Below are 24,425 nucleotides of genomic sequence, written 5' to 3' on the forward strand. Positions count from 1 at the left end.
TGGTGTTGGTATACACGGCCCTGGACCGGATGATCGGACGATCCGGCCCGCGGCATACTCCTCCCGGACCGAGCGAGCCGGGACAACAAGAAGGCCAAGAAGATGGCGGGCGAACGCGCACAGAACCTTCAGGACACCTTTCTCAACCATGTCCGCAAGAACAAGATTCCGCTGACCATCTTCCTCGTCAACGGCGTCAAGCTGCAGGGCGTGGTGACGTGGTTCGACAATTTCTGCGTGCTGCTGCGCCGGGACGGGCACTCGCAGCTGGTCTACAAGCACGCGATCTCCACGATCATGCCGGGCCACCCGGTGCAGCTGTTCGAGCCGGACGAGACCGCCGAGAAGGCGTGAGGGCCGGCGGCCCCGGCGCCTAGCGGGCCGGAAGCCGGGGATCGGGCGGGTCGGAGGCCCGATGCGCCGCGCGGGCGACGCCGCGCGACCGGCGCGGCCGCGGCGGGGGGAGGGCGGAGACCCCGCCCGCCGACGGATATCTGTGCCCGTTCGCGGCCGGCATCTTGGCCCGGCCCGCCCGCATCCCCATTCTGATACTCCGACCTCTCCAACGAAGCCGTCGCCCGGGGCGGCGGCGCCGAAGGCCGTATGACCGAAACGCTGACGTCCGGCGAAGCCCGCCTCCAGGCGCAGGCCGCCCCCGAGGGCGAGATCGCCGCGGCGACCCACACCCTGGTGATCGGCCCCTACCTCGCCCGTGGCGCGGCGGGGGCCGGCCCCGGACCGGCCGCGCCGTCGCGCTCCGTGGAGGCCCGCCTCGACGAGGCGACCGGGCTCGCCGCCGCGATCGAGCTCGACGTGGTCGAGAGCCTCGCCGTCAGCCTGCCGCGGATCCGGCCCTCCACCTATCTCGGCAAGGGCCGGGTCGAGGAGATCGCCGGCCTGATCCGCGCCCGCGAGATCGGCCTCGTCGTGATGGACTGCGCCCTGTCGCCGGTGCAGCAGCGCAACCTCGAGAAGGCCTGGGGCGCCAAGGTCATCGACCGCACCGGCCTGATCCTGGAGATCTTCGGGCGCCGCGCCTCCACGCGCGAGGGCACGCTGCAGGTCGAGCACGCCCACCTCGCCTACCAGAAGTCCCGCCTCGTCCGCTCCTGGACCCACCTGGAGCGCCAGCGCGGCGGCTTCGGCTTCCTGGGCGGCCCCGGCGAGACCCAGATCGAGGCCGACCGGCGCATGATCCAGGAGCGCATGACCCGGATCGAGCGCGACCTCGACGCGGTGGTGCGCACCCGCGGCCTGCACCGGCAGAGCCGGGCCCGTGTGCCGTACCCGATCGTCGCGCTCGTCGGCTACACGAACGCCGGGAAGTCGAGCCTGTTCAACGCCCTGACCCGGGCCGAGGTCACCGCCAAGGACATGCTGTTCGCGACCCTCGACCCCACCGCGCGGGCGACCAAGCTGCCCCACGGCGAGACCGTGATCCTGTCGGACACGGTGGGCTTCATCTCCGACCTGCCGACGCCCCTGATCGCGGCCTTCCGGGCGACGCTCGAGGACGCCATCGAGGCCGACGTGCTGCTCCACGTGCGCGACGTCGCCCACGTCGATTCCGAGGCCCAGGCCGAGGATGTCGGCGAGGTCCTGCGCGAGCTCGGCATCGAGACCAGCACCGACCGGATCATCGAGGTCTGGAACAAGGCCGACCTGCTCGACGACGACGAGCGCGCGCGGCTCCTGAACCTCAGCGGCCAGGCCAGGGCCCGCAACGACCGCGACAGCGCCGCGCCGGTCCTGGTCTCGGCGGTGACCGGGGAGGGGCTCGCCGCGCTGTCGGCCCGGATCGAGGCGCGGATCGGGCGCAACCGCGCGAGCTTCGCGGTGGCGCTGCCGCCGGAGGACGGGGCGGCGCTGAACTGGCTCTACGAGAACGCCGAGATCCTCGACCGCCGGTCGGAGGCCGACGGCACCCTGCACCTCGCGATCCGGATCGCCCCCGAGAAGGAGCCGCGCTTCCTCAACCGCTTCGCGGCGGCCCGGCGCCTCGGCCGGGGCGGTTGATGGCCTCGGGCAGCGCCGGCAACCCGACGCTCTCCGCGCTGCGGCCCGCGCGGGCTCCTGCCGAGGGCCGGGCGGATCCCGGATCGGACGACGAGGCGGTGCTGCGGACCATGCAGGCCGGCGGCGGCCTGCGCCTGCTCGGCCTCCGGGTGGTGATCGTGCTGGTGCTGCTGATGGCGGCCCAGGCCTATGACGGCTCTCTGCACGCCCTGAGCCACTGGTTCATCCTCGGCCTGTACGGCCTCGGCACGATCTGGTTCGGGCTGCGGGAGCGGGGCGGCGGCCCCGCGGCCACCGTCTACAGCTGGGCCGGCACCGGCCTCAATGCCGGGCTCGCCGTCTACGTGATCATCGAGCACATGCTGGCCGGGGGCGGGGCGGGGCTCGGCGCCGACGCGGTGAGCCGCCTGCCCGCCTTCCTGCTCCTGCTCCAGACCGGCCTGAGCATGCGGGTGGCGCAGACCCTGCTATTCTGCGGGCTCGTCACCGTCTGCTGGAGCGCGGCCTTCCTGGTTGGCCTGATCCATCCGGACCTGTTCCCGAACGCCGACACCTTCCCGACCGCGCAGCTCACCGGGCTCGCCACCTTCATGGCGGCGGGCCTCCTGGTGGTCGACGGCATGGTCCGCCTGCGCGCCGCGGTGGTGCGGGCCCTGCGCATGGAGCACGAGCGGACCCAGCTCGCCCGCTTCGTGCCCGACACGGTCGCCCTCGACCTCGCCGCCGACGACGGCGATTCCGGCCTCGGCATCCACCGGCGCCACGCCTGCCTGATGATCCTCGACATCCGCGGCTTCTCGCGGCTCTCCCGCGAGCACCCGCCCGAGGCCATGGTGACGGCCCTGCTGGGGGTCCGGGCGGCGGCCCAGGCGGCGGTGGCGGAGCAGGGCGGCCTCGTCGACAAGTATATCGGCGACGCGGTGCTGGTGCAGTTCGTCGTCGGCCATCCCGACGTCCAGGCGCGCGCGGCGCTCGCCTGCGCCCTGTCGATCCGCGACCGGATCGCCGCGCTCAACGCGGCCCGCGCCCGGGAGAATCTGTTCCCCCTGCGGGTCGTGGTCGCCCTGCACGCGGGCGACCTGCTGGTCGGGGTCTTCGACGACGGCGTGCGGGCCGAGTACACGGTGCTGGGCCCGGCGATGAACGCCCTGGCGCGGATCGAGACCCAGGCCAAGGCGGCCGAGATCGAGATCGCCGCGTCGGGAGACTTCCTGGACCTGCTCGGCGGCGTGCTCCCGGCCGGGATCCGGGCCGTGCCGGTGCCGGACGCCGCCCTGCCGGAGCACCTCACCCTGTCGGCGATCGCGGTGGCGCCCGGCGCCTGAGACGGATTTCCGGGTGGATCCCGGCGGCGTCTCGGCGGTCTCCCGGCGCCGCAGGGCGCCGGGATCGCGAGGATCGAGGCTGGCGCGCGCGGCGTCTTCTGCTACGCCCGCCGTGTTGCGAGCCCACCGTGCGTGGGCGTGGTGCCACGAGGACGCAATGCAGGGATCGACGCTGGGATCGAAGCCGGGCTCCAAGCCGGGCTCCAAGCCGGGATCGAGGTCGGGATCGAAGCCGGGACCGGGCTGGCTGGGGCGGCTCGCCCTGGGCGTCCTGGCGGCCCTGGCCGCCGCCGGGCCGGCGCGGGCGCAGGAGAAGCCGGCCGCGAAGGCGCTCCCGCCCCTCGTCTTCACCGGCATCCCCGACCAGGACGAGAGCCGGCTGGTCGAGCGCTTCGGCAAGGTCGCCGCCTATCTGGAGGCCGAGCTCGGCGTGCCGGTGCGCTACATCCCGGTGAAGAGCTACCCGGCGGCGGTCACCGCCTTCACCAACGGGCAGGTGCAGCTCGCGTGGTTCGGCGGCTTCACCGGCGTCCAGGCGCGCAAGGCCGTGCCGGGCTCCCAGGCGATCGCGCAGGGCGCCGAGGACGCGGCGTTCAAGACCTACGTCATCGCCAACGCCGCCACCGGGCTGAAGCCGGAGAAGGATTTCCCGAAGGCCGTCGCGGGCAGGACCTTCACGTTCGGCGCCCGCGCCTCGACCTCCGGGCGGCTGATGCCCGAGTACTTCGTCCGGCAGGCCTTCCCGGGGAAGACCCCGGAGCAGGTCTTCGCCCGGGTCGGCTTCTCGGGCGACCACACCCGGACGATCCAGCTGGTCCAGTCCGGCGCCTTCGCGGTCGGCGCCGTCGACTACTCGGTCTGGGACCTCGACTCGAAGGCCGGCAAGGTCGACCCGAAGGCCGTCTCGGTGATCTGGGAGAGCCCGACCTTCCCCGATTACCAGTGGACCGTGCGGGGCGACGTGGAGCAGACCTACGGCGCCGGCTTCACCGACAGGCTGCGGGCCGCGCTGACCGGCATCGCCGACCCGGCGATCCTGGAGCCGTTCGGGCGCTCGAAGTTCATCCCCGTGACCAACGCGGCCTACGAGCCCCTCGTCGAGGTCGGACGCTCCACCGGCCTCCTGGACTGACGCGCGTGTCGCGCGGCGCGGCAGCCGGCGAGGAGTCGGGCGACGAGTCGGGCGCGGGGTCCGGCGCGGCCATCGTCCTGGCGAACGCCTCCGCGGCCTATGACGGGCGCCCGGTTCTGTCGGGCCTCGACCTGACCGTGCGGGCGGGCGAGCGGGTCGCGCTCATGGGGCGCTCGGGGGCCGGCAAGTCGACCCTGATCGGCCTGATCCACGGGCAGGCCCCCGGGCGGGTGGCCCTGGTGCCGCAGGCGGCCGCCCTGGTGAGGCCGCTCTCGGTGTTCCACAACGTTTACATGGGCCGCCTCGACCGGCGCTCGACCCTGCACAACCTGCGGACCCTGGTCCGGCCGGCGCGGGCCGACGTCGCCGCCGTGGCGGCGGTCCTCGACCGGGTCGGGCTCGCGGACCGGCTCTGGGACCGGGCCGGGGAACTCTCCGGTGGCCAGCAGCAGCGCGTCTCGGTGGCCCGCGCCCTCTACAACGGACGGCCGATCCTGGTGGCGGACGAGCCGGTCTCGGCGCTGGACCGCCAGCAGGGCGGCCGGGTCCTCGCCGAGCTGGCCCGCGGGCACGAGACCCTGATCCTGGCGCTCCACGACGTGGCCCTGGCCCTCGCCCACACCGACCGGATCGTGGTGCTGGAGGCCGGCCGGATCGTCCTCGACGCGCCGTCGGCCGGCCTCGATCCGGCGCGGCTCAGCCCGTTCTACGAGGCCGCCTGATGGGCGCTCTCGCCGGCAAGGCCGGGTTCCTGCCGCGGCCGGGCTACGCGGCGGTGAGCCGCTGGTTCCTGGCGGCGGCGCTCGCCGGCCTGCTGGTCGCCGACCTGCAGGTCACGACCCTCCATCCCTTCGCCGACCTCGCCCGGCTGCTGGGCGGCCTGATCCGGCCCGATTTCCCCGCCGTCGAGGGCTGGAGCGTCCTCTACACCGTGGCCTTCGCGATGCTCGGCGTCGGGCTCGGGGCCGGGACGGGGCTGCTGCTCGCCGTCCCCTTCGCCCGCTCGCGCGCCGTCCGGCTCGCCTGCGCGGGCCTGCGCGCCGTCCACGAGCTGTTCTGGGCGCTGCTGCTGATGCAGGTCTTCGGCCTGTCGGCGACCACCGGCGTCCTCGCCATCGCGCTGCCCTACGCGGGCATCTGCGCCAAGGTCTACGCCGAGTTGATCGAGGAGGCCGACCTCGCGGCGCTCCGCGTCCTGCCCGCGGGCACCGGCGCGGTCTCGGCCTTCCTGTACGCGCGCCTGCCCGAAGTGGCCGGACGGATGCGCGACTACACCCTCTATCGCCTCGAATGCGGCCTGCGCTCCAGCCTCGTGCTGGGCTTCATCGGCCTGCCGACCATGGGCTTCGCCTTCGAATCCGCCTTCCGCCAGGGCCGCTACGCCGAGGCCGGGGCGCTGCTCCTGATCTTCTACGCGCTGATCGGCACGCGCCGGCTCTGGGTGCGCGCCCGGACCCTGCCGTTCCTCCTCGTCGGCGCCGTGCTGGCGCTGCCGCCGACCGTCGGCAGCGCGGCGATCGGCCCGAGCCTCGCCCGCTTCCTCGGCCACGACGTCGTGCCGGCCCCGCTCCGGGGCGCGCCGCTCGCCGAGCCCGAGACCTGGGCGCGGCTCTGGTCGTGGCTGCGCCCGATCCTGACCGAGCAGGTCCTGCCCGGGACCGCCCAGACCCTGATCCTGGCGCAGATCGCCCTGGCCGCCACCGCCCTCGGGGCCCTCGTCCTGTTCCCGCTGACCGCGCGGCGCTTCGCCGGGCCGATCGGGCGGCCGCTGGGGCGGGCGCTCCTCGTGGTGGTGCGCTCCACGCCGGAATACATGCTGGCCTACGTCGCCCTGCAGCTGCTCGGCCCCTCGATGCTGCCGGCGATCCTGGCGCTGGCCCTGCACAATGCCGGCATCGTCGCCTACCTGATGGGCCGGCACGCCGACGCGATCCCCTACCGGGCGGACGCCCCCCGGGGCCTCGACCTCTACGCCTACGAGACCGTGCCGCGGCTCTACGGGCAGTTCCTGGCCTACCTGCTTTACCGCTGGGAGCTGATCCTGCGGGAGAGCGCGATCTTCGGCATCCTGGGGGTCACGACCTTGGGCTTCTATGTCGACGCCGCGATCTCGGAATTGCGCCTCGACGTGGCCCTGGTGCTGATCGCCGCCACCGCGCTGGTGACGATGGCGGTCGACGCGTTCTCGCGGGCGCTCCGCCGGTCCCTGCGGATCGACACCCTGCCGACCCGGCTCTCCGGGCCGCAGCCGATCACCGGGGCGGAGGCTGCGGACGGCTGATCGGAGCGCCGCCGTCGCTGCGAGCGGAGCGAAGCAATCCAGCAGCGCCACACCCGCCGATGTCGCGCTGCCCTGGATCGCCTCGCTGCGCTCGCGATGACGGGGCTGGTCACCATGCTGCGGGCGGCCGCAAACAAGAACCGCCCGGGCCACCTCACCACTTGTAGCTGACCTTCGCCAGCACCCGCCGGGCGTCGCCGTAGAAGCACGACACGTTCGACTGGCAGGAGGCGACGTAGCGTCGGTCGGCGAGGTTCGAGGCGTTCACCTGGAAGCGCCAGTTCTCGTAATCGTAGTGCACCTGCGCGTCGAACAGCACGTAGTCGGGCACCCGCAGGGTGTTGCCGACATCCGCGAAGGAGCTGCCGACGTAGCGCACGCCGCCGCCGAAGCCGAAGCCGCGCCACGGCCCGAGCGGGATGGTGTAGTCGGCGAACAGCGAGGCCAGGGTCTGGGGGATGTTGACCGGCGTCTTGCCGACCCGCACCGGATCGGCATCCCGCTCGGTGGTGAAGTCGAACTTGGTGAAGGACGCCACGAGGTTGAGGCCGTCGGCGACGTTGGCGACGAGCTGCGCCTCGAAGCCGGTGGAGCGCACCGCACCGACCTGCGTCTGGAAGATCGTGTTCACCGGGTTGGGGGTGAGCACGTTGTTGCGGTGGATGTCGAAGCCCGCCAGCGTCAGGAAGTAGCCCTGGCCGGGCGGCTCGAACTTGACGCCGCCCTCGACCTGGTCGCCGGTATCGGGCCTGAAGGTGCGGTTGTTGATGTCCACGCCGATCTGGGGCTGGAACGAGGTCGCGTACATGATGTAGGGCGCGAGGCCGAAGTCGAAGTTGTAGATCGCCGACGCCCGGTAGGTGAAGGCGCTGTCGTTGCGGCCGTTGGTGTTGGCGGGCGTCAGGCGGTCGTAGACGGTGTTCTGGACGAAGTCCTGGCGGCCGCCGAGGATCAGGGTCAGCTCCGGCGTGAGCTTGATCTGGTCCTGGAAGTAGAGGCCGACCTGCTGGAACGAGTTGGCGTTGATCAGGTAGGGCGAGGCCGAGACCGCCTGCGGGCCGTAAGAGGGCGCGAGGATGTTGAGGTCGGGGCCGGGGAAGCCCGAGGCCTGGTTGTCGTGGATCTGGAAGTTCCGGTACTCCACGCCCATCAGGAAGTCGTGGCGGAAGAAGCCGTCGAAGAACTTGGCCTCGGCCTGCGTGTCGACGTCGAGCTGCGCGATCTTGGCGGAATCCCGGAACAGGTAGCGGCCGAGCCGGGTCTGGAGCGGGTCGGTGTAGCCGAGCTGGCCGATATAGGAGTTCTGGAAGCTCTGCGTGTAGCCGTAGCGGGCGTTCTGGCGCACCGCCCAGGTGTCGTCGAAGACGTGCTCGAACTCGTAGCCGATGAAGGCCTGGTCGCGCCGGAAGGTGTTGAAGCCGGCATCGCCCACGTTGAGCGAGCGCGGGATGCGCAGGCCGAGCACGGTCGGCCGGGCCGTGCCGTAATAGGGCAGGAAGTTCGCCGTCACGGCCGTGTTGTCGTGCTGGAAGCTCGACAGGACCGTGAACTTGGTCGACCCGTCCGGCTTATAGGTGAAGGCCGGGGCGATGTAGTAGCTGTCGTCCGGCGCGCCCTGGACCTGCGTGCCGCCGTTGCGGGCGTAGCCGGTCAGGCGGCCGAACCAGTGGCCCTCGGCGTCGGCCGGACCGCCGACGTCGAAGGCGGCGTAGCGCTGGTCGAAGGAGCCGCCGCCGACCTCGACGAGCCCGAACGGGGTCTCGGTCGGGCGCTTGCTGATCTGGTTGATCAGGCCGCCGGGATTGCCGGCGCCGAACAGCACCGCGGAGGGGCCGCGCAGCACCTCGATGCGCTCCAGCCCGAACGTGTTCACGCGGCTGTAGGCGAAGCCGTAGTTCAGGAGCTGCAGGCCGTTGAGGTAGAGGCCGTAATCGCTGACCACGAAGCCGCGGAGCTGGAAGAAGTCGAGGCGCGTGTCGGCGCCGAAGGTGCCCGCGTAGGTGCCGGCGACGTACTGGGTCGCCTGGGTGAGGGTCTGGGCGTTCTGGGTGTCGAGCTGCTTGCGGCCCACGACGCTGATCGATTGCGGCGTCTCGATCAGCGGGGTGTTGGTCTTGGTCGCGGTCGCCGAGCGCCGGGCCACGTAGCCGTCGATCGGGCCGGTCGGGCTCTCCGCACCGCGCACGGGTGCGCCGGCCGGGGCCCCGGAAGCTGGGCCGCCGCCCTGGCCGGTGACGCTCAGCTCCTCGAGCTGCACGCTGCCGCCGGCGGTCGGGCCGGCGCCGCCGCGGCGCGACGCGTCCTGGGCGAGGCTCGGCGCGGCCTGCGCCAGCACGGCGAGCGAGGCCCCGGCGAGCAGGGCGCGCAGGGTGATGCCGGGGAGGGGGTGGACGGCTCTCATGGTCTCTTGCCGGATGCGACGCTGCGGGCAGCCGACCGCGCGCGCCGGGACCCACCCCGGCGTCTCGGCCGCGCTGTTTAGAATTGTGATAAAGTACTGTAAAACTTGATCTTTCTCCATCCGGACTACGGGCAGCCGGACGCGGCCGCAAGCGGCCTTCACGCGGAAGGCGACGCCTGTTGCCGTAGCGACACGTATCGGTGGTGCGGCGGGGGGCGGTCCCGCGGGGCTACTTCACCCGGTCCGCGAGCCAGCCGGCCAGGACGTCCGCGACGGCGTCGCTGTTCGTCTCCAGCATCATCATGTGGCCGTTGCCGTGGAGGCCGCGGTCGGCCAGCCGGACCACGTCCGGCCTGGCGCCGGCCTGGGTCAGGAACGCGACGGTGCAGTCGTCGTAGGTCGCGTGGAAGGAGGCCTCCGCGGTCACCACCACGGCCGGCACCTTGGCGAGGTTCGGCAGGGACCGGACGGGCTCGCCCTGCAGCCAGCAGCGGATCCGCCCGTCCGCCGCCCTGTCGGACTTGGATTCGGACCCCTTGGCCGCCTGCGCCACCGTCAGGTCCTCGGGCGCCCGGACCGGCGGGTCGAAGGTCAGCGGCATGCGGGTCAGCCCGTAGGCGCGGGCGCGCCCGTCGCCGGTCTTCTCCCAGAACTCCTTGCCGCCGCGGAACTGCACGTCGAAGAAGGGCGGGCCGTTCGGCTCGACGGCGACATGGGCCTTCACGAGGTCCGGCCGCGCGTCCGAGGCCGCCCAGCCGAACAGGGCCGCCTGACCGTGGGTGAGCAGGATCGCCGGCCCGATCCTGTCCAGCAGCGCCACCAGGGCCGGGTCGACCCATTCCTCGGTCTGCTGGCTGTTGGCGAGGAACGGGACCTGGCTGGCGAAGAACTGGTCGAAGGCGGCGTTGCCCTGCACGCCGGCCCCGCCCGGCCAGCGGGTGTGGAGCTTGGCCTGCGGGTAGAGGTCGTAGACCTCGGGCGCCGTGTGGGTGCGCTCCAGGCTGCGGGTGCCGAGCCGGTCGTAGGGGCCGTAGACCTCCGGGTTGGTGCCCGAGCGCCCGCGCCCGACCTGATCGACCACGTAGACCTGGTAGCCCTTCTCGACGAAGCGCTGCACCCAGCCCGGGCGGCCGTCCGCGGTGGCGAGGTAGTTCACGCCGGTCTGGGCGAGGCCGTGGACCATCACCACCGGGTAGGGCTGCGTGACCCGGGCCGGGGTGCGCGACTGCACGAACATCTGGCCGACCATCACGGTCTTGTCGCCGAGCTTCTGGTAGCGGCCGCCGATGTAGAAGTAGCCGGCGCGGGTCACCGGCTCGGCCGGGCCCGGCTCCGCCGGCGCTCCCGGCGCGGCGGGGGCGGGCGCCGCGCTCCGGGGCGGGGCGTTCGGAGGCGTCGCGGGCTGGGGAGCGGGCAGGGGCGCGGGCTGGGCCGGGACAGGCCCCTGCGCCCGGGCGGGGCCCGCGACAGGCCCGGCTCCCAGCACAGTTCCCAGTCCGGCGGCCAGGATCAGCCCCTGAGCGGCGCGCAGCGCCGCGCGGGTGCCGTTCGCGGTGCCGTTCGCGATGCCGCCCGCGATGCCGCTGCCGGCCATGCCGTCTCTCCCGGATGCGCGCCGCTCCGCGCCGGCGCTTATTGCGGGAAACGCAACGTTCCACCAGCCAGGAAAGCTGCACGGTCCCGCGCGATCATCCCCGGCCGGACGAAGCGTCGCGGCGACCGGGATCGCGGCCGAGCCCGGCCCTCCGCGCATGCCAGGCGCGACCGCGGCGGCGCTGGCGCGGCGCGGGCGGCGCGCCCACCTTGGGGAGGCACCGGCGCCACAGCGGCGCCCCCCGCCCGGATCGCCCGCGGCGGGGCGAAGCCAAGGACTCCCGCCGTGGATCCCGAAACCGCCAAGACCCTGGTCTCCGCCGCCCTGGTCGCGTCGATCACCCTGTTCAGCCTCGTGTCGCTCCAGGCGTTCGTCGCCCAGATCCTGGCCGACCTCCGCGACGCCGGGTCCGCCCCGAAGCCCGTGCCGGTGCCGGTGCGCGTCGACCGCCGGGATCCGCCGCAGGCCTGACCGGCCCGCCGCTCCGATCGACGGGTGTCGGGCCGGGCGCGGATCAGGCCCCGTCCTGCCGGGCCCGCTCGCGCAGGATGAACTTCTGCACCTTGCCGGTGGAGGTCTTCGGCAGTTCGCAGAAGACCACGTGGCGGGGGAGCTTGTAGGAGGCCAGCCGCCCCCGGCACCACTGGATCAGCTCGTCGGCCGTGGGGGTCGCGCCGGCTTTGAGCTCGACGAAGGCGCAGGGCGTCTCGCCCCACTTCGCGTCGGGCTTGGCCACCACCGCGGCCGCGGCGACCGCCGGGTGCTTGAACAGGGCGTCCTCGACCTCGATCGACGAGATGTTCTCGCCGCCCGAGATGATGATGTCCTTCGAGCGGTCCTTGAGCTGCACGTAGCCGTCCGGGTGCTTCACCCCGAGGTCGCCGGTGCGGAACCAGCCGCCCTTGAAGGCGGCCTGCGTGGCCGCCGGGTTCTTGAGGTAGCCGCGCATCACCACGTTGCCGCGCATCATCACCTCGCCGATCGTCGCCCCGTCGGCGGGCACCGGCTCCAGCGTCTCCGGGTCGCGCACGTCCAGGGCCTCGAGCACCGGGTAGCGCACGCCCTGGCGGGCCTTCCGGGCTGCCCGCTGGTCGGCCGCCAACGCGTCCCAGTCGGCGTGCCAGGCGTTGACCACCGCCGGGCCGTAGCTCTCGGTCAGGCCGTACAGGTGGGTCACGTCGAACCCGGCCTCCGACATGCCGGCCAGCACCGCCTCCGGCGGCGGGGCCGCGGCGGTGAAGAAGGCGACGCGCCGGGGCAGGTCGCGGCGCTCGGCATCGGGGGCGTTGATCAGCATCTGCATGACGATCGGCGCGCCGCAGAGATGCGTGACCCCGTGCTCGGCCATCAGCCGGTACATCGTCTCGGCCCGCACCTGCCGCAGGCAGACATGGGTCCCGGCCACGATCGACAGGGTCCAGGGGAAGCACCAGCCGTTGCAGTGGAACATCGGCAGGGTCCAGAGATAGACCGGGTGCTGGCCGAGCCCGCCCGTGATGACGTTGCCGAGGGCCAGCAGCGCCGCCCCGCGATGGTGGTAGACCACGCCCTTCGGGTCGCCGGTGGTGCCCGACGTGTAGTTCAGGGTGATCGCGTCCCACTCGTCGTCCGGCAGCCGCCAGTCGTGCTCCGGGTCGCCGCCGGCCAGGAAGGCCTCGTAGTCGGTCGCGCCCAGGCGGGCGCCCGGGCCGTCGTACTCGGGATCGTCGACGTCGATCACGAAGGGCTTGGGCTCCAGCCCCTCCAGGGCCCCGGCGGCCGTCCGGGAGAACTCGCGGTCGGTGATCAGCACCTTGGCCTCGCCGTGCTGCAGGCAGAAGCGGATCGCGTCGGCGTCGAGGCGGGTGTTCAGGGTGTTGAGCACCGCCCCGGTCATCGGCACGCCGTAGTGGCACTCGATCATCTCGGGGGTGTTGGCGAGCAGCGCCGCCACGGTGTCGCCGCGGCCGATCCCGCGCGCCGCCAGCGCCGAGGCGAGGCGGCGGGCCCGGGCGTAGACCTCCCGGTAGGGCCGCCGCAGGGGGCCGTGGACCACCGCGACGTGGTCGGGAAACACCCGCGCGGCCCGGTCCAGGTAGAGCAGGGGCGTCAGCGGCTGGTGGTTGGCCGGGACGCGGTCGAGGTCGCGGTCGTAGATCGTGTCGCGGGCCATCCCCGTCCTCCCGGCAAAGTGTTGCCGGGACAGTAGCTTGCCGGAACGGGCGCGATCAATCGGTCCGGCGGGGCTTCCGCGCCCCGTCGCGCTCTCAGTGGCACGCTCAGTGGCGCGGCTCGTCCTCGGGCTCGGGCAGGAAGCGGGCGAGCTCGAAGCCGATCTCGATCATCAGGTGCTCGATCCGGTCGGTCAGCGACGGCCGGTGCAGGGCGCGGGCGAGGTCGCGCAGGGCGATGACGTGCTCGGCCATCCGGTTCACCACCCGCTCGCTCTGCACGAGGTTCGCGGCCTGCTCCTCGGTGCGGTCGATGGCGATGCCGCGCCCGCGGGTCGCCCCGCCGGCGGGGTCGCGCTCGATCCGGCCGCGCATCAGCAGCGTGCGGATCCCGGTGCGGGTGTCCTTCGTGCGGAACTCCGCCTCGACGGGACCGCCGGTCTCGGCCACCGCGTGGAGATAGCTCTCGATCCGGACGCGGTCCTCGGGATGGGTGCGGTCGAGGAAGGCCTCCAGGGACACGCCGGCGGCGGCCGCCTCGGGGTCCAGGCCGAGCAGATCCGCGAGCGGGGCCGAGAGCGCCAGCTGCCCCGCCCAGTAATCGTGGGCCCAGGTGCCCACGACGCCGGAGGCCTCCAGAATGGATTGCGGGATCGGGGCTTCGGACATGCCATTCCTCGATGGGGCGATCCTTGTCTTTAAACTTGAGGTTTTCACCCCCACCAAGCTCCTCGTCTCACCCGCGCTCACGCTACGGTATCCGGGCGTCGCTGGAAAGGCTGTTAACCCTCTATATGCCAAGAATCTTAACTTGAAGTTTAGACTGCTGTCCTGCTGCCGCACTGGGCGGGGATATCCGCGAGGGACCGTTGTCTTAACGGCTCGTTAACCATGTCGGCCCCAACCTGTGCCCCGACATCCTTGGGTCACAGGATCGCGGCACGCCGCGAATCCCATACCTGAGGTTGGCACAGACGGCGCGGCGACCGGCAGTTGCGGGCGCCCGGACGGATGCATGGGGCCTTCTGGAGGACGCCCGGGATGAAAGCGATCACCTTCGTCACGCAGAAGGGCGGCAGCGGCAAGAGCACGCTGTGCATCTCCCTGGCGGTGGCCGCCCGGGAGGCGGGCCACACGGTCTGCATCCTGGAGATGGACCGGCAGGCCACGATCTCCGACTGGCTGGACCACCGCACGGCCGAAGGTCCCGAGGTGGCGCAGATCGACGCCACCCAGATCGACGCCGTGATGGAGCGCCTGCGCGATTCCGCCTACGACTACGTGTTCATCGACACGCCCGGCGTCGATTCCACCGGCACTCTCTCGGCGATCCGCGCCGCGGATCTGTGCATCATCCCGTGCCGGCCGACCCCCGCGGACCTGCGGGCGTTCAAGCCGACCCTGGCCGCCGTCTACCGGCTGGAGAAGAAGTTCGCCTTCGTGCTGAACCAGACCCCGCCGCGCTCCTACCGGGTCCGCGACGCCGCGGACGGGCTCGCGGTGCTCGGCATCCTGCCCGACGTGAACATCGTCGCCCGCACCGACCACCAGGACGCGATCGGCCTCGGCCAGGGCGTCACCGAGTTCAACCCCAAGGGCCAGGCCGCCGGCGAGGTCCGCCGCCTCTGGTCGTGGATCGAGCGCCGCACGCAGTCCCTGAGGACGGGCCAGCATGTCCAAGCCGCCTAAGCTCAGCCTCGCGGCGATCGTGGCCTCGGCGAGCCCGCCGGCCCGGCCCCAGGCGGCCCGGCCGCAGGGCGCCGAGATCGTGTCGCTCACCCTCGCGCCCCCGGCGCCGAAGCAGGCGGCCACGCTCAAGCAGCGCGCCCGCCAGATGTCGGTCTACCTGGAGCCGCCGGTCTACGACCAGCTGCGCGACCTCGCCTACGCCGAGCGGACCAAGATGCACGCGCTGATGCTGGAAGGCCTCGACCTGCTGTTCAAGCAGCGCGGCGCCCAGTCGATCGGGCAGCTCACCGACACGCAGTCCCGCTGAGGGCGAACTCGGCCTTCGGCCTATTACACCCGGGGCGGCGCGGCCGCTCCGGAGCGTGCCGCTGCTGCGCGCGGCGCCTTCCGGCCCTCCGGGACCGCGGCGCCGCGGAGGGCCGGCGCGGATCAAGCGGCCCGCGGCCTCCGCACCGGCTCGGTCCCGAGCCATCGCGATCCTGGCCCCGCTCCCACACGGAAAAGTGGAGCGCCGCGCCCGGGGGCGGTCGGACGGGCGCGCCAGTTAGAATTTGAAAAATCCGTTCCCGAACAAGATATTGCCCGTCGATCCGCGCGCAATGCTCGAGAACCGACCGGCCGCGCGGCCCGCTTCCTGAACCCGGCCGCAGCCCATCGTTCAGGCTTCCTTTACGCGACCGCTACAAATCTGGGTGGACCGATCGCGGCCCAGTGCACGCGGCCGGCTCCGGTCCGGTCGGGCCCCGCTCACGCGTAGAGTTTGGTGAACCCCACGATGGTGCGCACGACGCTTCCCCGGCCGGCGCGCCTCGCCCTGCGGCTCATCGCCGTCTCGGGCGTGGCCCTGGCCACGGCCAACTGCGCGACCTCGCCCCAGCAGAAGCTCGCCGCCGGGAACGGAATCGACCCGAAATACGGGGTCAAGGCGAGCCCGCGCCTCTATAACGAGGGCGACGTGATCCCGAAGGGCGGCGGGCGCCGCTACACCGGCAAGCCCTACGTGGTGGCCGGCCAGACCTACGTGCCGAAGGAGAATCCGAGCGGCTACGTCCGCGAGGGGCTCGCCTCTTGGTACGGCTCGGCCTTCCACGGCCGCATGACCGCCAACGGCGAGGTCTTCGACCGCCACTCGATCGCCGCCGCCCACCCGACCCTGCCGCTGCCGAGCTACGCCCGGGTGACGAACCTCGAGAACGGCTACTCGATGCTGGTGCGCGTCAACGACCGCGGCCCCTACCATGCCGGCCGGGTCATGGACGTGTCGGAGGATGCGGCCGAAGCGCTGGGCTTCCACCGCAGGGGCACCGCGCGGGTGCGCGTCGAGTATGTCGGCAAGGCCTCGGTGGCCGGCAGCGACGACCGCAAGCTCCTCGCGAGCCTGCGCACCGACGGGCGGCCCGCCGGCCGCTCGACCGTGATGGTGGCCGATCTCGGCCCGACGGAGGACACCGAGCGCTACACGCGCTCCGCCCCGGCGCTGGCCTTCAAACCCGCCCAGGAGGCGGAGGAGAGCGGGACGGAGGCCGGGACGGCGGCCGGGAAGGCGCCCGCCGAGGCCCCGGCCGCCCGGCCCGAGCGGACGGCGCCGGTGCGCGCGCCGATCGTGCTGGCCTCGGCCGCCGTGACGGTCCCGGCGGCCGTGCAGCCCACCGCCCCGCGGGTGCGCGAGTTCCGGCCCGCCCCCGTGCCGGCCGTCGCCGCCAGGGGCGGCCTCGGGGCCGGGACCCTGAAGGTCGCGGGCCTCAACCCGGCCCACACCCCCGGCCTCGCCCCGGCCGCGCCGCCGGCGCACGGTCATGCCGCCGGGAAGGCCGGCCCGAAGGCCGGCCCGGCCCTCGCCGAGGTCCATCGCCGGGCGGTCCCGGCGCCCGGGACCGTGAAGCTCGCCAAGGCGTCGTCGGGCCCGTCCTCCGCGCCGCACGGCGCGTCCCCGGCCGCGATGCCCGCCGCGATGCCGGCCTCGGCCAAGCTCGCCATGGCGCGCCTCGCCGCGGTGCCGGCCAGGGCGTCGGCCACGAAGGCCGGTGCGCCGGCCGCGAACGGCTCCGCGACCACCTCTGCCAAGACCGCCCCCAAGGCCCCCGCCGCCAAGGGGCCGGCCACCAAGACCGCCGGCAAGGCGGGACACGCCCGCCTCGCCGGGATCTACTGACGGCGGCGCCCGGGCCGACCCGCGGCCGCCCGACGGGTCCGGCGGCCCATGTGGCGGTCGATGTGGCGGCCGATGTGGCGGCCGATGTGGCGGCCGATGCGGCATTTCGCATTCGATCCGGCGCCGAAACCGTAATATGGTCACGCTTGTTATTGGGATACGGGCGGGACGCTTCCGGCCCGACGGCAGGCGCGGGACGGAACGGTGATGCGCAGACCCCTTCTCACCCTTCTCGCGGCCGCCTGCGCGCTGGGCGCCGGCCTCGCCGCCGCCGCCGCGCAGACTTTCCAGACCGCGGCCCCGCACGCGATCCTGATCGACGCCGATTCCGGCTCGGTCCTGTTCGAGAAGGCCGCCGACGAGCGGTTCTCGCCGGCCAGCATGGCCAAGCTCATGACCACCGACATCGTGTTCGAGGCGCTGAAATCCGGCCGCCTGTCGATGGACACGGAGTTCACCGTCACCGAGGACGCGTGGAAGCGCGGCGGGGCCGGGGGCGGCGGCTCGTCGATGTTCGCGCAGGTGAACAGCCGCATCAAGATGGCGGACCTGCTGCGCGGCCTGATCGTGCAGTCGGGCAACGACGCGGCCATCACCATCGCGGAGAACATGGCCGGCTCCGAGGAGGCCTTCGCCGGGCTGATGAACCAGCGCGCCAAGGAGATCGGGCTGACGAACTCGACCTTCCGCAACGCCACCGGCTACTCGGCGCCCGACCAGAAGGTCACGGCCCGGGACATGGCGAAGCTCGCGCTGCACATCATCGACACCTACCCGGACTACTACAAGATCTTCGCCGAGAAGGAGTTCACCTGGAACAAGATCCGCCAGCAGAACCGCAACCCGCTGCTCGCCCTCGACATCGGCGCGGACGGGCTCAAGACCGGCTACCTGGAGGAATCCGGCTACGCGCTCACCGGCTCGGCGGTGCAGAACGGCCAGCGGCTCGTGCTGGTGGTCTCGGGGCTCAAGACCGCCCGGGACCGCGCCTCCGAGTCGCGCAAGCTGATGGAGTGGGGCTTCCGCGCCTTCGAGCCCCGGCAGGTCTTCGCGCCGGGCGAGACCGTGGCCGAGGCCTCGGTGTTCGGCGGCCAGTCGGGCTCGGTGCCGCTGGTGGCGAAGAAGCCCGTGCGGGTGCTGCTGCCGCGGGGCTCCAGCGACCGGGTCAGCGCCAGGGCGATCTATACCGGGCCGCTCATCGCCCCGGTGGAGGAGGGCCAGCGGGTCGGGATCCTGCGCGTCCAGCGCGGCGACACCGTCGCCCTCGACCAGCCGCTCTTCGCCGGCGCCGCGGTGGAGCCCGGCACCCTGTCGCAGCGGGCGATGGACGCGGCGCTGGAATTCGGCACCGGCCTCGTCCGCAAGGCCTTCGACCGGGCCGGCAAGGGAACCGACAAGGGAACCGACAAGGGCGGGGACAAGGGTGCTGCCGGGGCGGCCAACCCGTCGTGACGGCGCGCGCGTGACCGGGCCGCTGTCCGGGGATCCCGCCGGGGCGGGCGGCACCTTCATCACCGTCGAGGGCGGGGAGGGGGCCGGCAAGTCGACCCAGATCGCCCGCCTCGCCGCGACCCTGCGCGCGCGCTCGGGGCGGCCCGTCTGCGTGACGCGCGAGCCCGGCGGCTCGCCGCGGGCGGAGGAGATCCGCACGGCGCTGCTCGACGGCGTCGCCAAGCCCTACGGCCCCTTCGCGGAGGCCCTGCTGTTCAGCGCCGCCCGGATCGACCATCTCGACCGGCTGATCCGCCCGGCGCTCCGCCGGGGCGAGACCGTGCTGTGCGACCGGTTCATCGACTCGACCCGGGCCTACCAGGGCGCCGCCGGGGGCCTCGATCCCGGGCTCGTGGACGCCCTGGAGCGGGTCGTCGTCGGCCCGACCCGGCCCGATCTCACCCTGATCCTCGACCTCGCCCCCGAGTCCGGCCTCGCCCGCGCGGCCGGGCGCGGCGCCCGGACGGGGCAGGGGGCCGACCGGTTCGAGGCCGAGGCCCTCGACTTCCACGTCCGGCTGCGGGAGGCCTTCCTGGCGATCGCCCGGGCGGAACCGGGGCGCTGCGCGGTGATCGACGCGTCCCGCGATCCCGACGCGGTCGAGGCGGCGATCCGCGCCGCCGTCGCGTCCCGGCTGCCGGCGCTCCTGCCCGACCGGCCGGCGGGGGCGGGCCGGAGCGGCGACGCCGCGTGAGCGGCCGTACGGGCGGGGCCGGTCCCGGCCCGACCGGTCCCATCCTGGCCGGCGGCCGTGTAAGCAGTCGCGCGGGCGCGCCGCCCAGATCGGAGCCCGCCGGCCCGCGCCGTGAGACCCACTCCATGAAGCCCGCCCCGTGAGACCCGCCCCGTGAGACCCGCCCCGTGAAGCCCACCGACCGCGCCGCCGACGACGTCGAGCCCGGGGACCTCGCCGGGATCCCGCGCCCGCGCGAGACCCTCGGGCTCGTCGGCCACGCGGCCGCGGCCGACGCCTTCGCGGCCGCCATCGCGGCGGGGCGCCTGCACCACGCGTGGCTGATCGGCGGCGCCCCCGGCATCGGCAAGGCGACCCTGGCCTACCGGGTCGCCCGGCGCCTGCTCGCCTACCCGGGGGGCGGGGGCCCGACGGGCCTCGCCGTGCCGGCGGGCGACGCCGTCCTCGGCAAGGTGGCGGGCCTGTCGCACCCGAACCTCGTGGTCCTGCGCCGCCACCGGAGCGCCGGCGCCAAGACGCTGCCGACCAAGATCTCGGTCGACGCCGTGCGCCGCGCCCTCGACCTGTTCGCCTCGACGGCCGCGGATTCGGGCTGGCGCGTCTGCATCCTCGACAGCGCCGAGGACCTGAACGCCAACGCCGCCAACGCGCTGCTGAAGGTGCTGGAGGAGCCGCCGCCCCGCGCGCTGTTCCTGATCCTGTCCCACCAGCCCGGCCGGCTGCTGCCGACCATCCGCTCCCGCTGCCGGGCGCTGATGCTGCGCCCCCTCCCGGCCGAGGACGTCGCCCGAGTGGTGCGCGGCCTGCCCGAGCCCTTCGCGCAGCCCGACGAGACCGCCCTGGCCCGGGCGCTGGCCCAGTGCGAGGGCTCGGTCGCCCGCGCGCTCGCGATGCTCGATCCGGTCACCGCCGGCCTCGTGGCCGAGATCGAGACCCTGCTGGCGCGGGCGCGCACGCCCGACTGGGGCCGGGTGCTCAAGCTCGCCGAGACCCTGGCGGGCCGCGACGCCGAGGCGCGGTTCGAGGCCGCCCAGGACGCGGTGCTGCGCTTCGTCTCGGCCGAGATCGACCGGCGCCGGGACGAGCCCCCCGCCCGCCTCGCGGCCCTGGTGGAGGTCGCCGACCGGTTCGGCCGCGCCGCCCGGGAGGCGGCGATCTACAACCTCGACCGGCGCCCGGTCGTGCTGTCGCTGTTCGGGGATCTCGCGGCGGTGGCTTAGGGCCCGGCGGGCACCCGTCCCCGTCGCCCGTATCCGACATCCGGATCCGGCCCGCCGCCGGCGTGGAACCGTCCGGCGCCGGCGCCGTTATCCGCGCGATGACAGCATACTGTCATTCTGACAATATCCTGCCGCCAGGACGTGCCCCATGGAGCCCGACCCGCCTCGGACAGCCCGCGACCGCGACCGGACCCGGCACGCCCTGTCGGACCTCGTGGTCGCGGTGTTCCGCCTCAACGGCGACCTGCTCGCGGCCGGCGACACGCTGGTGCAGGATCTCGGGCTCACCAGCGCCCGCTGGCAGGTGCTGGGGGCCATCGCCCTCGCGCCGGCGCCGCTGCCCGTCGCCCACATCGCCCGCAACATGGGCCTCGCCCGCCAGTCGGTGCAGCGCCTCGTCGGCGAGATGCGGGCCGACGGGCTGATCCGGCTCGCGCCCAACCCCCACCACCGCCGCGCGCCCCTCGTCGCCATGACCCCGCGGGGCGCGGAGGCCTATCGGCAGGCGATGGCGCGCAACGCCCTCTGGTCGGACGGGCTCACCGAGGGCCTCGCGCCCGAGGGCGTCGAGGCCGCCGCCGCGCTGCTGCAGGGCCTGCAGCGGCGGATCGGCGCCTCCCACGCCGCCATCGCGTCCATCGCCGCGGAGGCCCGGCAGGAGACGCCACACGAGACCCCGCACGAGACCCCACAGGAAAGCCGACAGGAGACCGACCGATGACCGACGCCCACGCCGCCCCGGGCTACGACGCCGACGTGATCGTCGTCGGCGCGGGCCCCGTCGGCCTGACCGCGGGCTGCGCCCTGCGCCATCACGGCGTGTCGTGCCTAGTCCTGGAGCAGCGCGCGGAGGTCAGGGCGTACTCGCGGGCCAACAATCTCTGGGCCCGCCCGCAGGAGTTGCTCGCCGGCATCGGCCTGCGCGACGCCCTGGCGGAGAACGCCTACGCGGTCCGCACCATCAACTTCTTCGTCGACGGCGCGCCGACGACGCCGATCCCCATCGCCGACGTCGCCAGCCCCTATCCCGACGTCCTGTACAGCGGGCAGGACGTGATCGAGCGGACCCTGACCGACGCGTTCGAGGCCCGCGGCGGCCGGCTGGACCGGGGCTGCACGGTGACCGGCATCGACCAGGACGCGGCGGGCGTCACCGTGACCCTCCGGCGGGGCGCGGACGGGCCGGAGACGCGGCTGCGCGCCCGCTACTGCGTGGCCGCCGACGGGGCCCGGAGCACGGTCCGCGCCCGGCTCGGCCTGGATTTCGAGCCCGAGCGGCTCGCGGGCTGCATGAACCGGCAGGTCGACGCCCGGCTGTCCTGGCGCCGCGGGTCCGAGCCGGACCAGCTCTGGTTCTTCTACTACCCGCGCGGCTTCGCCGGCATCATGCCGGTCTGGGGCGGCTACCACCGGCTGTTCTTCCTGGCCGACGACGCCGGCGTGCCGGACCGCGACCCGACGCTCGCGGAGATCCAGGCCCTCGCCCGGGAGGTCACCGGCGACGAGACCCTCACCCTGAGCGACCCGCAATGGCTCACCCACAGCCGCTTCGCCTACGGGGTCTCCCCCGGCTACGCGCGGGGCCGCGTCTTCCTGGCGGGCGATGCCGGGCACCTGTCCCTGCCGATCGGCGGCCAGGGAATGAATGCCGGCCTCCACGACGCGGTCGAGATCGCGTGGCGGCTGGCCATGACCCTGCGGGGCGAGGCGGCGCCCGCCATCCTCGACTCCTACGACGGCGAGCGCGGCGGCGAGCACGCCCGGCTGAGCGCCCAGCAGGTGCGCGGGTTCCGGTGGACCGTCTATCGCGGCCCCGTCACCGACACGGTGCTGGGGCTGGCCGCGAAGGCGCTGCCGAACCTGGGCTCCCTGCTGCAGGGGACGGACGACATGCAGCAGATGGGCGTCGCCTATCCCGGCAGCCTCCTGAACGCGGATCACCTGTCGGGCCTCGCGAACCTGACGCACCTGCTGCGGCCGGGGCCGAAGCCGGGCCAGCGCGCGCCGGACGCGCCGGTGACGCGGGACGGGGTGCGCACGCGCCTGTTCCCGTTCCTCTACAACCCGGACGGATGGACGACGGGCTGGGCGCTCCTGTGCTTCGACGGACGGTCGCCGGAGGCGGCGCCCGCCCTTCTGGAGGCGGTCCGGGCCGTGGCGCCCTGGCCCTGGCTGCGTCCGCGGCTCGTCCTCGCCGGCCCCCTGATCGCGGCGGCGGAGGTGCCCGTCCTGTCGGATCTGGACGGCCGGGCACACGGCGCCTACGGGCTGGAGGGCCGGCCGGCGCTCGTGCTGGTGCGCCCGGACGGGCACATCGCCTTCCGGAGCGGCGCGGATCGGACCGACCGCCTGATCGCGTATTGCCGCGCGCTCTTCGACGCGGCGGGGCGCGCGGCCGGGGAAGCGGTGCGGCCGGAGGCGGCTTGCGCCGGGTGAGGGCAGCGGGGGCCGCGACGTCGGTGCCGTGCCCCGGGGCACGGCTCCGCCCCTCGTCCCGGCGCCGCGTCCCGGCCGAGCGCGACCGGCACCGGAGTCGCGGCGTCTCACGGATCCGGCCGGCTGCCGGACAGGCGCAGGATCGCGGCTTCCCTGTAGGCGCGGGGCGACAGGCCGTGGCGGTCCTTGAAGCGCCGGGCGAAATGGGCCTGGCTCGCGAAGCCGCACTCGTAGGCCACGACGCCGATCGGGCGGTGCAGGCTGACCGGATCGGAGAGGCGCCTGGCCGCCGCCGCGAGGCGGCGCTCCCAGATCCAGTCGGAGATGTGCTGGCCGCGCTCGTGGAACAGCTCCTGGAGCCGGCGCAGGGACACGCCCATCGCGGCGGCAAGCCGGGGCGGATCGAGGGTCTGGTCGCCGAGATTCGCCTCGACATGGGCCTTGGCGCGCTGGACCACGACGCTGCCGTGCAGGGAATGCGGCACCTCCCGGGCCATCCGATCCGCGAGCGCGGCCACGATCAGATCCACGCCGATGGTCGCCATGCGCTCCGCCGCCTCGGGGGAGAGCTGCCGGTTCACCCGGAGCAGATCCCCGAAGAAGGTCGTCACCAGGCGGGTCGTGGCCGATCCGGCGGGCATCGTCAGGGCCGCGAACAGCCGGGCCGGTCCGAGCAGGCCCTCGAGGCGCTCCCGCGGCAGGGCCATGACCAGGGTCTGGCCATCCGTGCGCGCGTCCAGCACGCCCGGGTGATGGTCGATGACGGTGAGGTCTCCCGTCCCCTGCACCGCCTCGCGGCCGTGCTGCTGAAAGGTGGACGCGCCGGCGAGACGGAAGTTCACGCGGATCAGCCCGTCAGGCCGGCGCCGGACCGTATCGGCGGTGATCGTGGTCGTGAGGGCGCTCTGGGTGATCCGGCTGAAGGTCAGCGGGCCGACGGCGCCGATCTCGATCTCGCCCGCGAACGGCCCGTCGGCGCGCCGCCGCTGCTCGATCGGCCCGATCCGTTCGGCGACGACCTCCTGCCAGAGCTTGAAGCGCGTCCGGGGATGTGTCCCGGCCGTCGAGAAGACCCGGCGCATCAGGCCGCTCGGAGAGGCGCCGGCGCGCGGCCTCCGGAGGACCCGTCCGTTGCGCGGAGCCGGATGCCCCGGAGCGTGACCTGAAGACAAGACATCGACGACAGATAGATCACATCACCCCCATATTCGATCGACCAATTCAGCAATAATCGACTTATTGTCTCTGTTATTCGCAATATATCGAACCGTGTACGGCCATAAGTCCGATCTCTATAGACATTTCATCGGCAAAGATCCGGCAATACCGATTCGAATCGCTCATATGTCACGCTCCTGCGTCGCTCAAGCTCCGAGAATGACTTAGCGAGCGGATCTGCGTCCGCTGGCGCTCGGCATTCCGGGCCGATGTGACGTCGATGACGGCCGTGCGTGGTGCACCGACCCGGAAGCGCGACGGAACGCCGGCAGGGTTCGGCCCACGTGACGGTGCCCGCGGCCGATGGTTTCTCGGCACCGACGTCCTTGCGAGCGGAGCGAAGCAATCCAGCAGCGCGACGCCTGCCGATGGTGCGCCGCCCTGGGTCGCTTCGCTGCGCTCGCGATGACGGAGAAGCGTCGTCGACGGCGGCGCGTGGCTCGAATCGCCTTGACAATGTTCCTATTTTGTGCCTCCTGACCGCACCTGTCCGCGGCGGCCCGGGAGCGATCCCAGGCCGTCCTTCGGGGACCCGCCCGGTGGCTGACCGTGCGGGTCCGGGGACGGGGCGGCGCCCGCGTCGGTGGCTCTCAGCCGCCATCGCCCCGGGCGACGGACCGGTGCGG

At 73.3% G+C, this 24,425-nt stretch carries 20 protein-coding genes; 15 read left to right on the top strand and 5 right to left on the bottom strand.

The genetic code is table 11. The annotated features are described in order from the left end of the window. The first annotated feature begins 102 nt into the window (after positions 1-102). The 6 genes from hfq to ACQKQD_RS12120 all read left to right on the top strand — a co-directional run bounded on the left by hfq (position 103) and on the right by ACQKQD_RS12120 (position 6,754). Positions 103-354, top strand: coding sequence for an RNA chaperone Hfq (gene hfq / locus ACQKQD_RS12095; RefSeq protein WP_007563033.1), 252 nt, complete (start codon positions 103-105; stop codon positions 352-354). Positions 355-603: 249 nt separating this feature from the next. Further along, positions 604-2,016 (top strand): GTPase HflX, encoded by a 1,413-nt coding sequence (gene hflX / locus ACQKQD_RS12100; RefSeq protein WP_020095570.1) that lies wholly within the window; start codon positions 604-606, stop codon positions 2,014-2,016. Continuing rightward, positions 2,016-3,341, top strand: coding sequence for an adenylate/guanylate cyclase domain-containing protein (locus tag ACQKQD_RS12105; RefSeq protein ID WP_020095569.1), 1,326 nt, complete (start codon positions 2,016-2,018; stop codon positions 3,339-3,341). Before hflX ends, ACQKQD_RS12105 begins: the two co-directional genes overlap by 1 nt. A gap of 157 nt (positions 3,342-3,498) precedes the next feature. Then, the gene (locus ACQKQD_RS12110) at positions 3,499-4,473 is read left to right on the top strand and encodes a putative selenate ABC transporter substrate-binding protein (RefSeq protein ID WP_244527071.1); all 975 of its coding nucleotides are present in this window, start codon (positions 3,499-3,501) and stop codon (positions 4,471-4,473) included. A gap of 5 nt (positions 4,474-4,478) precedes the next feature. Then, a complete protein-coding gene (locus ACQKQD_RS12115) occupies positions 4,479-5,195 on the top strand; it encodes an ATP-binding cassette domain-containing protein (RefSeq protein ID WP_427508461.1) in 717 nt (238 codons plus the stop codon). Continuing rightward, entirely contained in the window at positions 5,195-6,754 is a 1,560-nt protein-coding gene (locus ACQKQD_RS12120) for a PhnE/PtxC family ABC transporter permease (RefSeq protein WP_354455948.1), read from the top strand. Before ACQKQD_RS12115 ends, ACQKQD_RS12120 begins: the two co-directional genes overlap by 1 nt. Before the next feature lie 154 nt (positions 6,755-6,908). Here ACQKQD_RS12120 and ACQKQD_RS12125 read toward each other — a convergent pair whose 3' ends face one another. Continuing rightward, positions 6,909-9,155 (bottom strand): TonB-dependent siderophore receptor, encoded by a 2,247-nt coding sequence (locus ACQKQD_RS12125; protein ID WP_427508462.1) that lies wholly within the window; start codon positions 9,153-9,155, stop codon positions 6,909-6,911. A 229-nt stretch (positions 9,156-9,384) separates the two neighbouring features. Then, entirely contained in the window at positions 9,385-10,749 is a 1,365-nt protein-coding gene (locus tag ACQKQD_RS12130; RefSeq protein ID WP_427508463.1) for an alpha/beta hydrolase, read from the bottom strand. A gap of 285 nt (positions 10,750-11,034) precedes the next feature. Here ACQKQD_RS12130 and ACQKQD_RS12135 point away from each other — a divergent pair, with 285 nt between their 5' ends. Further along, a complete protein-coding gene (locus tag ACQKQD_RS12135) occupies positions 11,035-11,220 on the top strand; it encodes a hypothetical protein (RefSeq protein ID WP_056524620.1) in 186 nt (61 codons plus the stop codon). A gap of 43 nt (positions 11,221-11,263) precedes the next feature. Here the strand turns inward: ACQKQD_RS12135 and ACQKQD_RS12140 are convergent, their stop codons facing one another. Next, positions 11,264-12,901, bottom strand: coding sequence for an acyl-CoA synthetase (locus ACQKQD_RS12140; RefSeq protein WP_427508464.1), 1,638 nt, complete (start codon positions 12,899-12,901; stop codon positions 11,264-11,266). Between the two features lie 106 nt (positions 12,902-13,007). Then, positions 13,008-13,568: a PAS domain-containing protein gene (locus ACQKQD_RS12145; protein WP_020095561.1), complete on the bottom strand. Its 561-nt coding sequence runs from the start codon at positions 13,566-13,568 to the stop codon at positions 13,008-13,010. Positions 13,569-13,940: 372 nt separating this feature from the next. Here ACQKQD_RS12145 and ACQKQD_RS12150 point away from each other — a divergent pair, with 372 nt between their 5' ends. The 8 genes from ACQKQD_RS12150 (at position 13,941) to ACQKQD_RS12185 (ending at position 22,581) form a co-directional block, all read left to right on the top strand. Further along, positions 13,941-14,588 carry an AAA family ATPase gene (locus tag ACQKQD_RS12150; protein ID WP_427508465.1) on the top strand — a complete coding sequence of 216 codons (648 nt, stop codon included), beginning with the start codon at positions 13,941-13,943 and terminating at the stop codon, positions 14,586-14,588. Continuing rightward, positions 14,572-14,895 (top strand): ribbon-helix-helix domain-containing protein, encoded by a 324-nt coding sequence (locus ACQKQD_RS12155; RefSeq protein ID WP_020095560.1) that lies wholly within the window; start codon positions 14,572-14,574, stop codon positions 14,893-14,895. Before ACQKQD_RS12150 ends, ACQKQD_RS12155 begins: the two co-directional genes overlap by 17 nt. Before the next feature lie 468 nt (positions 14,896-15,363). Further along, the gene (locus ACQKQD_RS12160) at positions 15,364-16,740 is read left to right on the top strand and encodes a septal ring lytic transglycosylase RlpA family protein (RefSeq protein ID WP_427508473.1); all 1,377 of its coding nucleotides are present in this window, start codon (positions 15,364-15,366) and stop codon (positions 16,738-16,740) included. Positions 16,741-16,947: 207 nt separating this feature from the next. Then, the gene (locus tag ACQKQD_RS12165) at positions 16,948-18,192 is read left to right on the top strand and encodes a D-alanyl-D-alanine carboxypeptidase family protein (protein WP_020095558.1); all 1,245 of its coding nucleotides are present in this window, start codon (positions 16,948-16,950) and stop codon (positions 18,190-18,192) included. Between the two features lie 10 nt (positions 18,193-18,202). Then, entirely contained in the window at positions 18,203-18,925 is a 723-nt protein-coding gene (gene tmk, locus ACQKQD_RS12170) for a dTMP kinase (RefSeq protein ID WP_085986749.1), read from the top strand. A gap of 167 nt (positions 18,926-19,092) precedes the next feature. Beyond that, on the top strand, positions 19,093-20,145 hold the full coding sequence (locus ACQKQD_RS12175) for a DNA polymerase III subunit delta' (RefSeq protein ID WP_427508466.1): 1,053 nt from the start codon (positions 19,093-19,095) through the stop codon (positions 20,143-20,145). A gap of 148 nt (positions 20,146-20,293) precedes the next feature. Next, positions 20,294-20,866 carry a MarR family winged helix-turn-helix transcriptional regulator gene (locus ACQKQD_RS12180; RefSeq protein ID WP_427508467.1) on the top strand — a complete coding sequence of 191 codons (573 nt, stop codon included), beginning with the start codon at positions 20,294-20,296 and terminating at the stop codon, positions 20,864-20,866. Continuing rightward, the gene (locus ACQKQD_RS12185) at positions 20,863-22,581 is read left to right on the top strand and encodes an FAD-dependent monooxygenase (RefSeq protein ID WP_331298139.1); all 1,719 of its coding nucleotides are present in this window, start codon (positions 20,863-20,865) and stop codon (positions 22,579-22,581) included. The genes ACQKQD_RS12180 and ACQKQD_RS12185 overlap by 4 nt, the downstream gene beginning before the upstream one ends. Before the next feature lie 107 nt (positions 22,582-22,688). Here the strand turns inward: ACQKQD_RS12185 and ACQKQD_RS12190 are convergent, their stop codons facing one another. Next, positions 22,689-23,663: a helix-turn-helix domain-containing protein gene (locus ACQKQD_RS12190; RefSeq protein ID WP_091683125.1), complete on the bottom strand. Its 975-nt coding sequence runs from the start codon at positions 23,661-23,663 to the stop codon at positions 22,689-22,691. Between the last annotated feature and the right edge of the window lie 762 nt (positions 23,664-24,425).

The sequence above is a fragment of the Methylobacterium sp. NPDC080182 genome (assembly GCF_050281105.1).
Classification (GTDB): Bacteria; Pseudomonadota; Alphaproteobacteria; order Rhizobiales; family Beijerinckiaceae; genus Methylobacterium.

Excerpts from the sequence above, each read along its gene's own strand:
- ACQKQD_RS12120 (WP_354455948.1), top strand. The coding sequence starts at position 5,195 with ATGGGCGCTCTCGCCGGCAAGGCCGGGTTCCTGCCGCGGCCGGGCTAC.
- ACQKQD_RS12145 (WP_020095561.1), bottom strand. The coding sequence starts at position 13,568 with ATGTCCGAAGCCCCGATCCCGCAATCCATTCTGGAGGCCTCCGGCGTC.
- ACQKQD_RS12190 (WP_091683125.1), bottom strand. The coding sequence starts at position 23,663 with ATGCGCCGGGTCTTCTCGACGGCCGGGACACATCCCCGGACGCGCTTC.
- ACQKQD_RS12130 (WP_427508463.1), bottom strand. The coding sequence starts at position 10,749 with ATGGCCGGCAGCGGCATCGCGGGCGGCATCGCGAACGGCACCGCGAAC.
- ACQKQD_RS12140 (WP_427508464.1), bottom strand. The coding sequence starts at position 12,901 with ATGGCCCGCGACACGATCTACGACCGCGACCTCGACCGCGTCCCGGCC.
- ACQKQD_RS12160 (WP_427508473.1), top strand. The coding sequence starts at position 15,364 with ATGGTGCGCACGACGCTTCCCCGGCCGGCGCGCCTCGCCCTGCGGCTC.
- ACQKQD_RS12150 (WP_427508465.1), top strand. The coding sequence starts at position 13,941 with ATGAAAGCGATCACCTTCGTCACGCAGAAGGGCGGCAGCGGCAAGAGC.
- hfq (WP_007563033.1), top strand. The coding sequence starts at position 103 with ATGGCGGGCGAACGCGCACAGAACCTTCAGGACACCTTTCTCAACCAT.
- ACQKQD_RS12185 (WP_331298139.1), top strand. The coding sequence starts at position 20,863 with ATGACCGACGCCCACGCCGCCCCGGGCTACGACGCCGACGTGATCGTC.
- ACQKQD_RS12180 (WP_427508467.1), top strand. The coding sequence starts at position 20,294 with ATGGAGCCCGACCCGCCTCGGACAGCCCGCGACCGCGACCGGACCCGG.
- ACQKQD_RS12125 (WP_427508462.1), bottom strand. The coding sequence starts at position 9,155 with ATGAGAGCCGTCCACCCCCTCCCCGGCATCACCCTGCGCGCCCTGCTC.
- ACQKQD_RS12165 (WP_020095558.1), top strand. The coding sequence starts at position 16,948 with ATGCGCAGACCCCTTCTCACCCTTCTCGCGGCCGCCTGCGCGCTGGGC.
- ACQKQD_RS12155 (WP_020095560.1), top strand. The coding sequence starts at position 14,572 with ATGTCCAAGCCGCCTAAGCTCAGCCTCGCGGCGATCGTGGCCTCGGCG.
- hflX (WP_020095570.1), top strand. The coding sequence starts at position 604 with ATGACCGAAACGCTGACGTCCGGCGAAGCCCGCCTCCAGGCGCAGGCC.
- ACQKQD_RS12105 (WP_020095569.1), top strand. The coding sequence starts at position 2,016 with ATGGCCTCGGGCAGCGCCGGCAACCCGACGCTCTCCGCGCTGCGGCCC.
- ACQKQD_RS12110 (WP_244527071.1), top strand. The coding sequence starts at position 3,499 with ATGCAGGGATCGACGCTGGGATCGAAGCCGGGCTCCAAGCCGGGCTCC.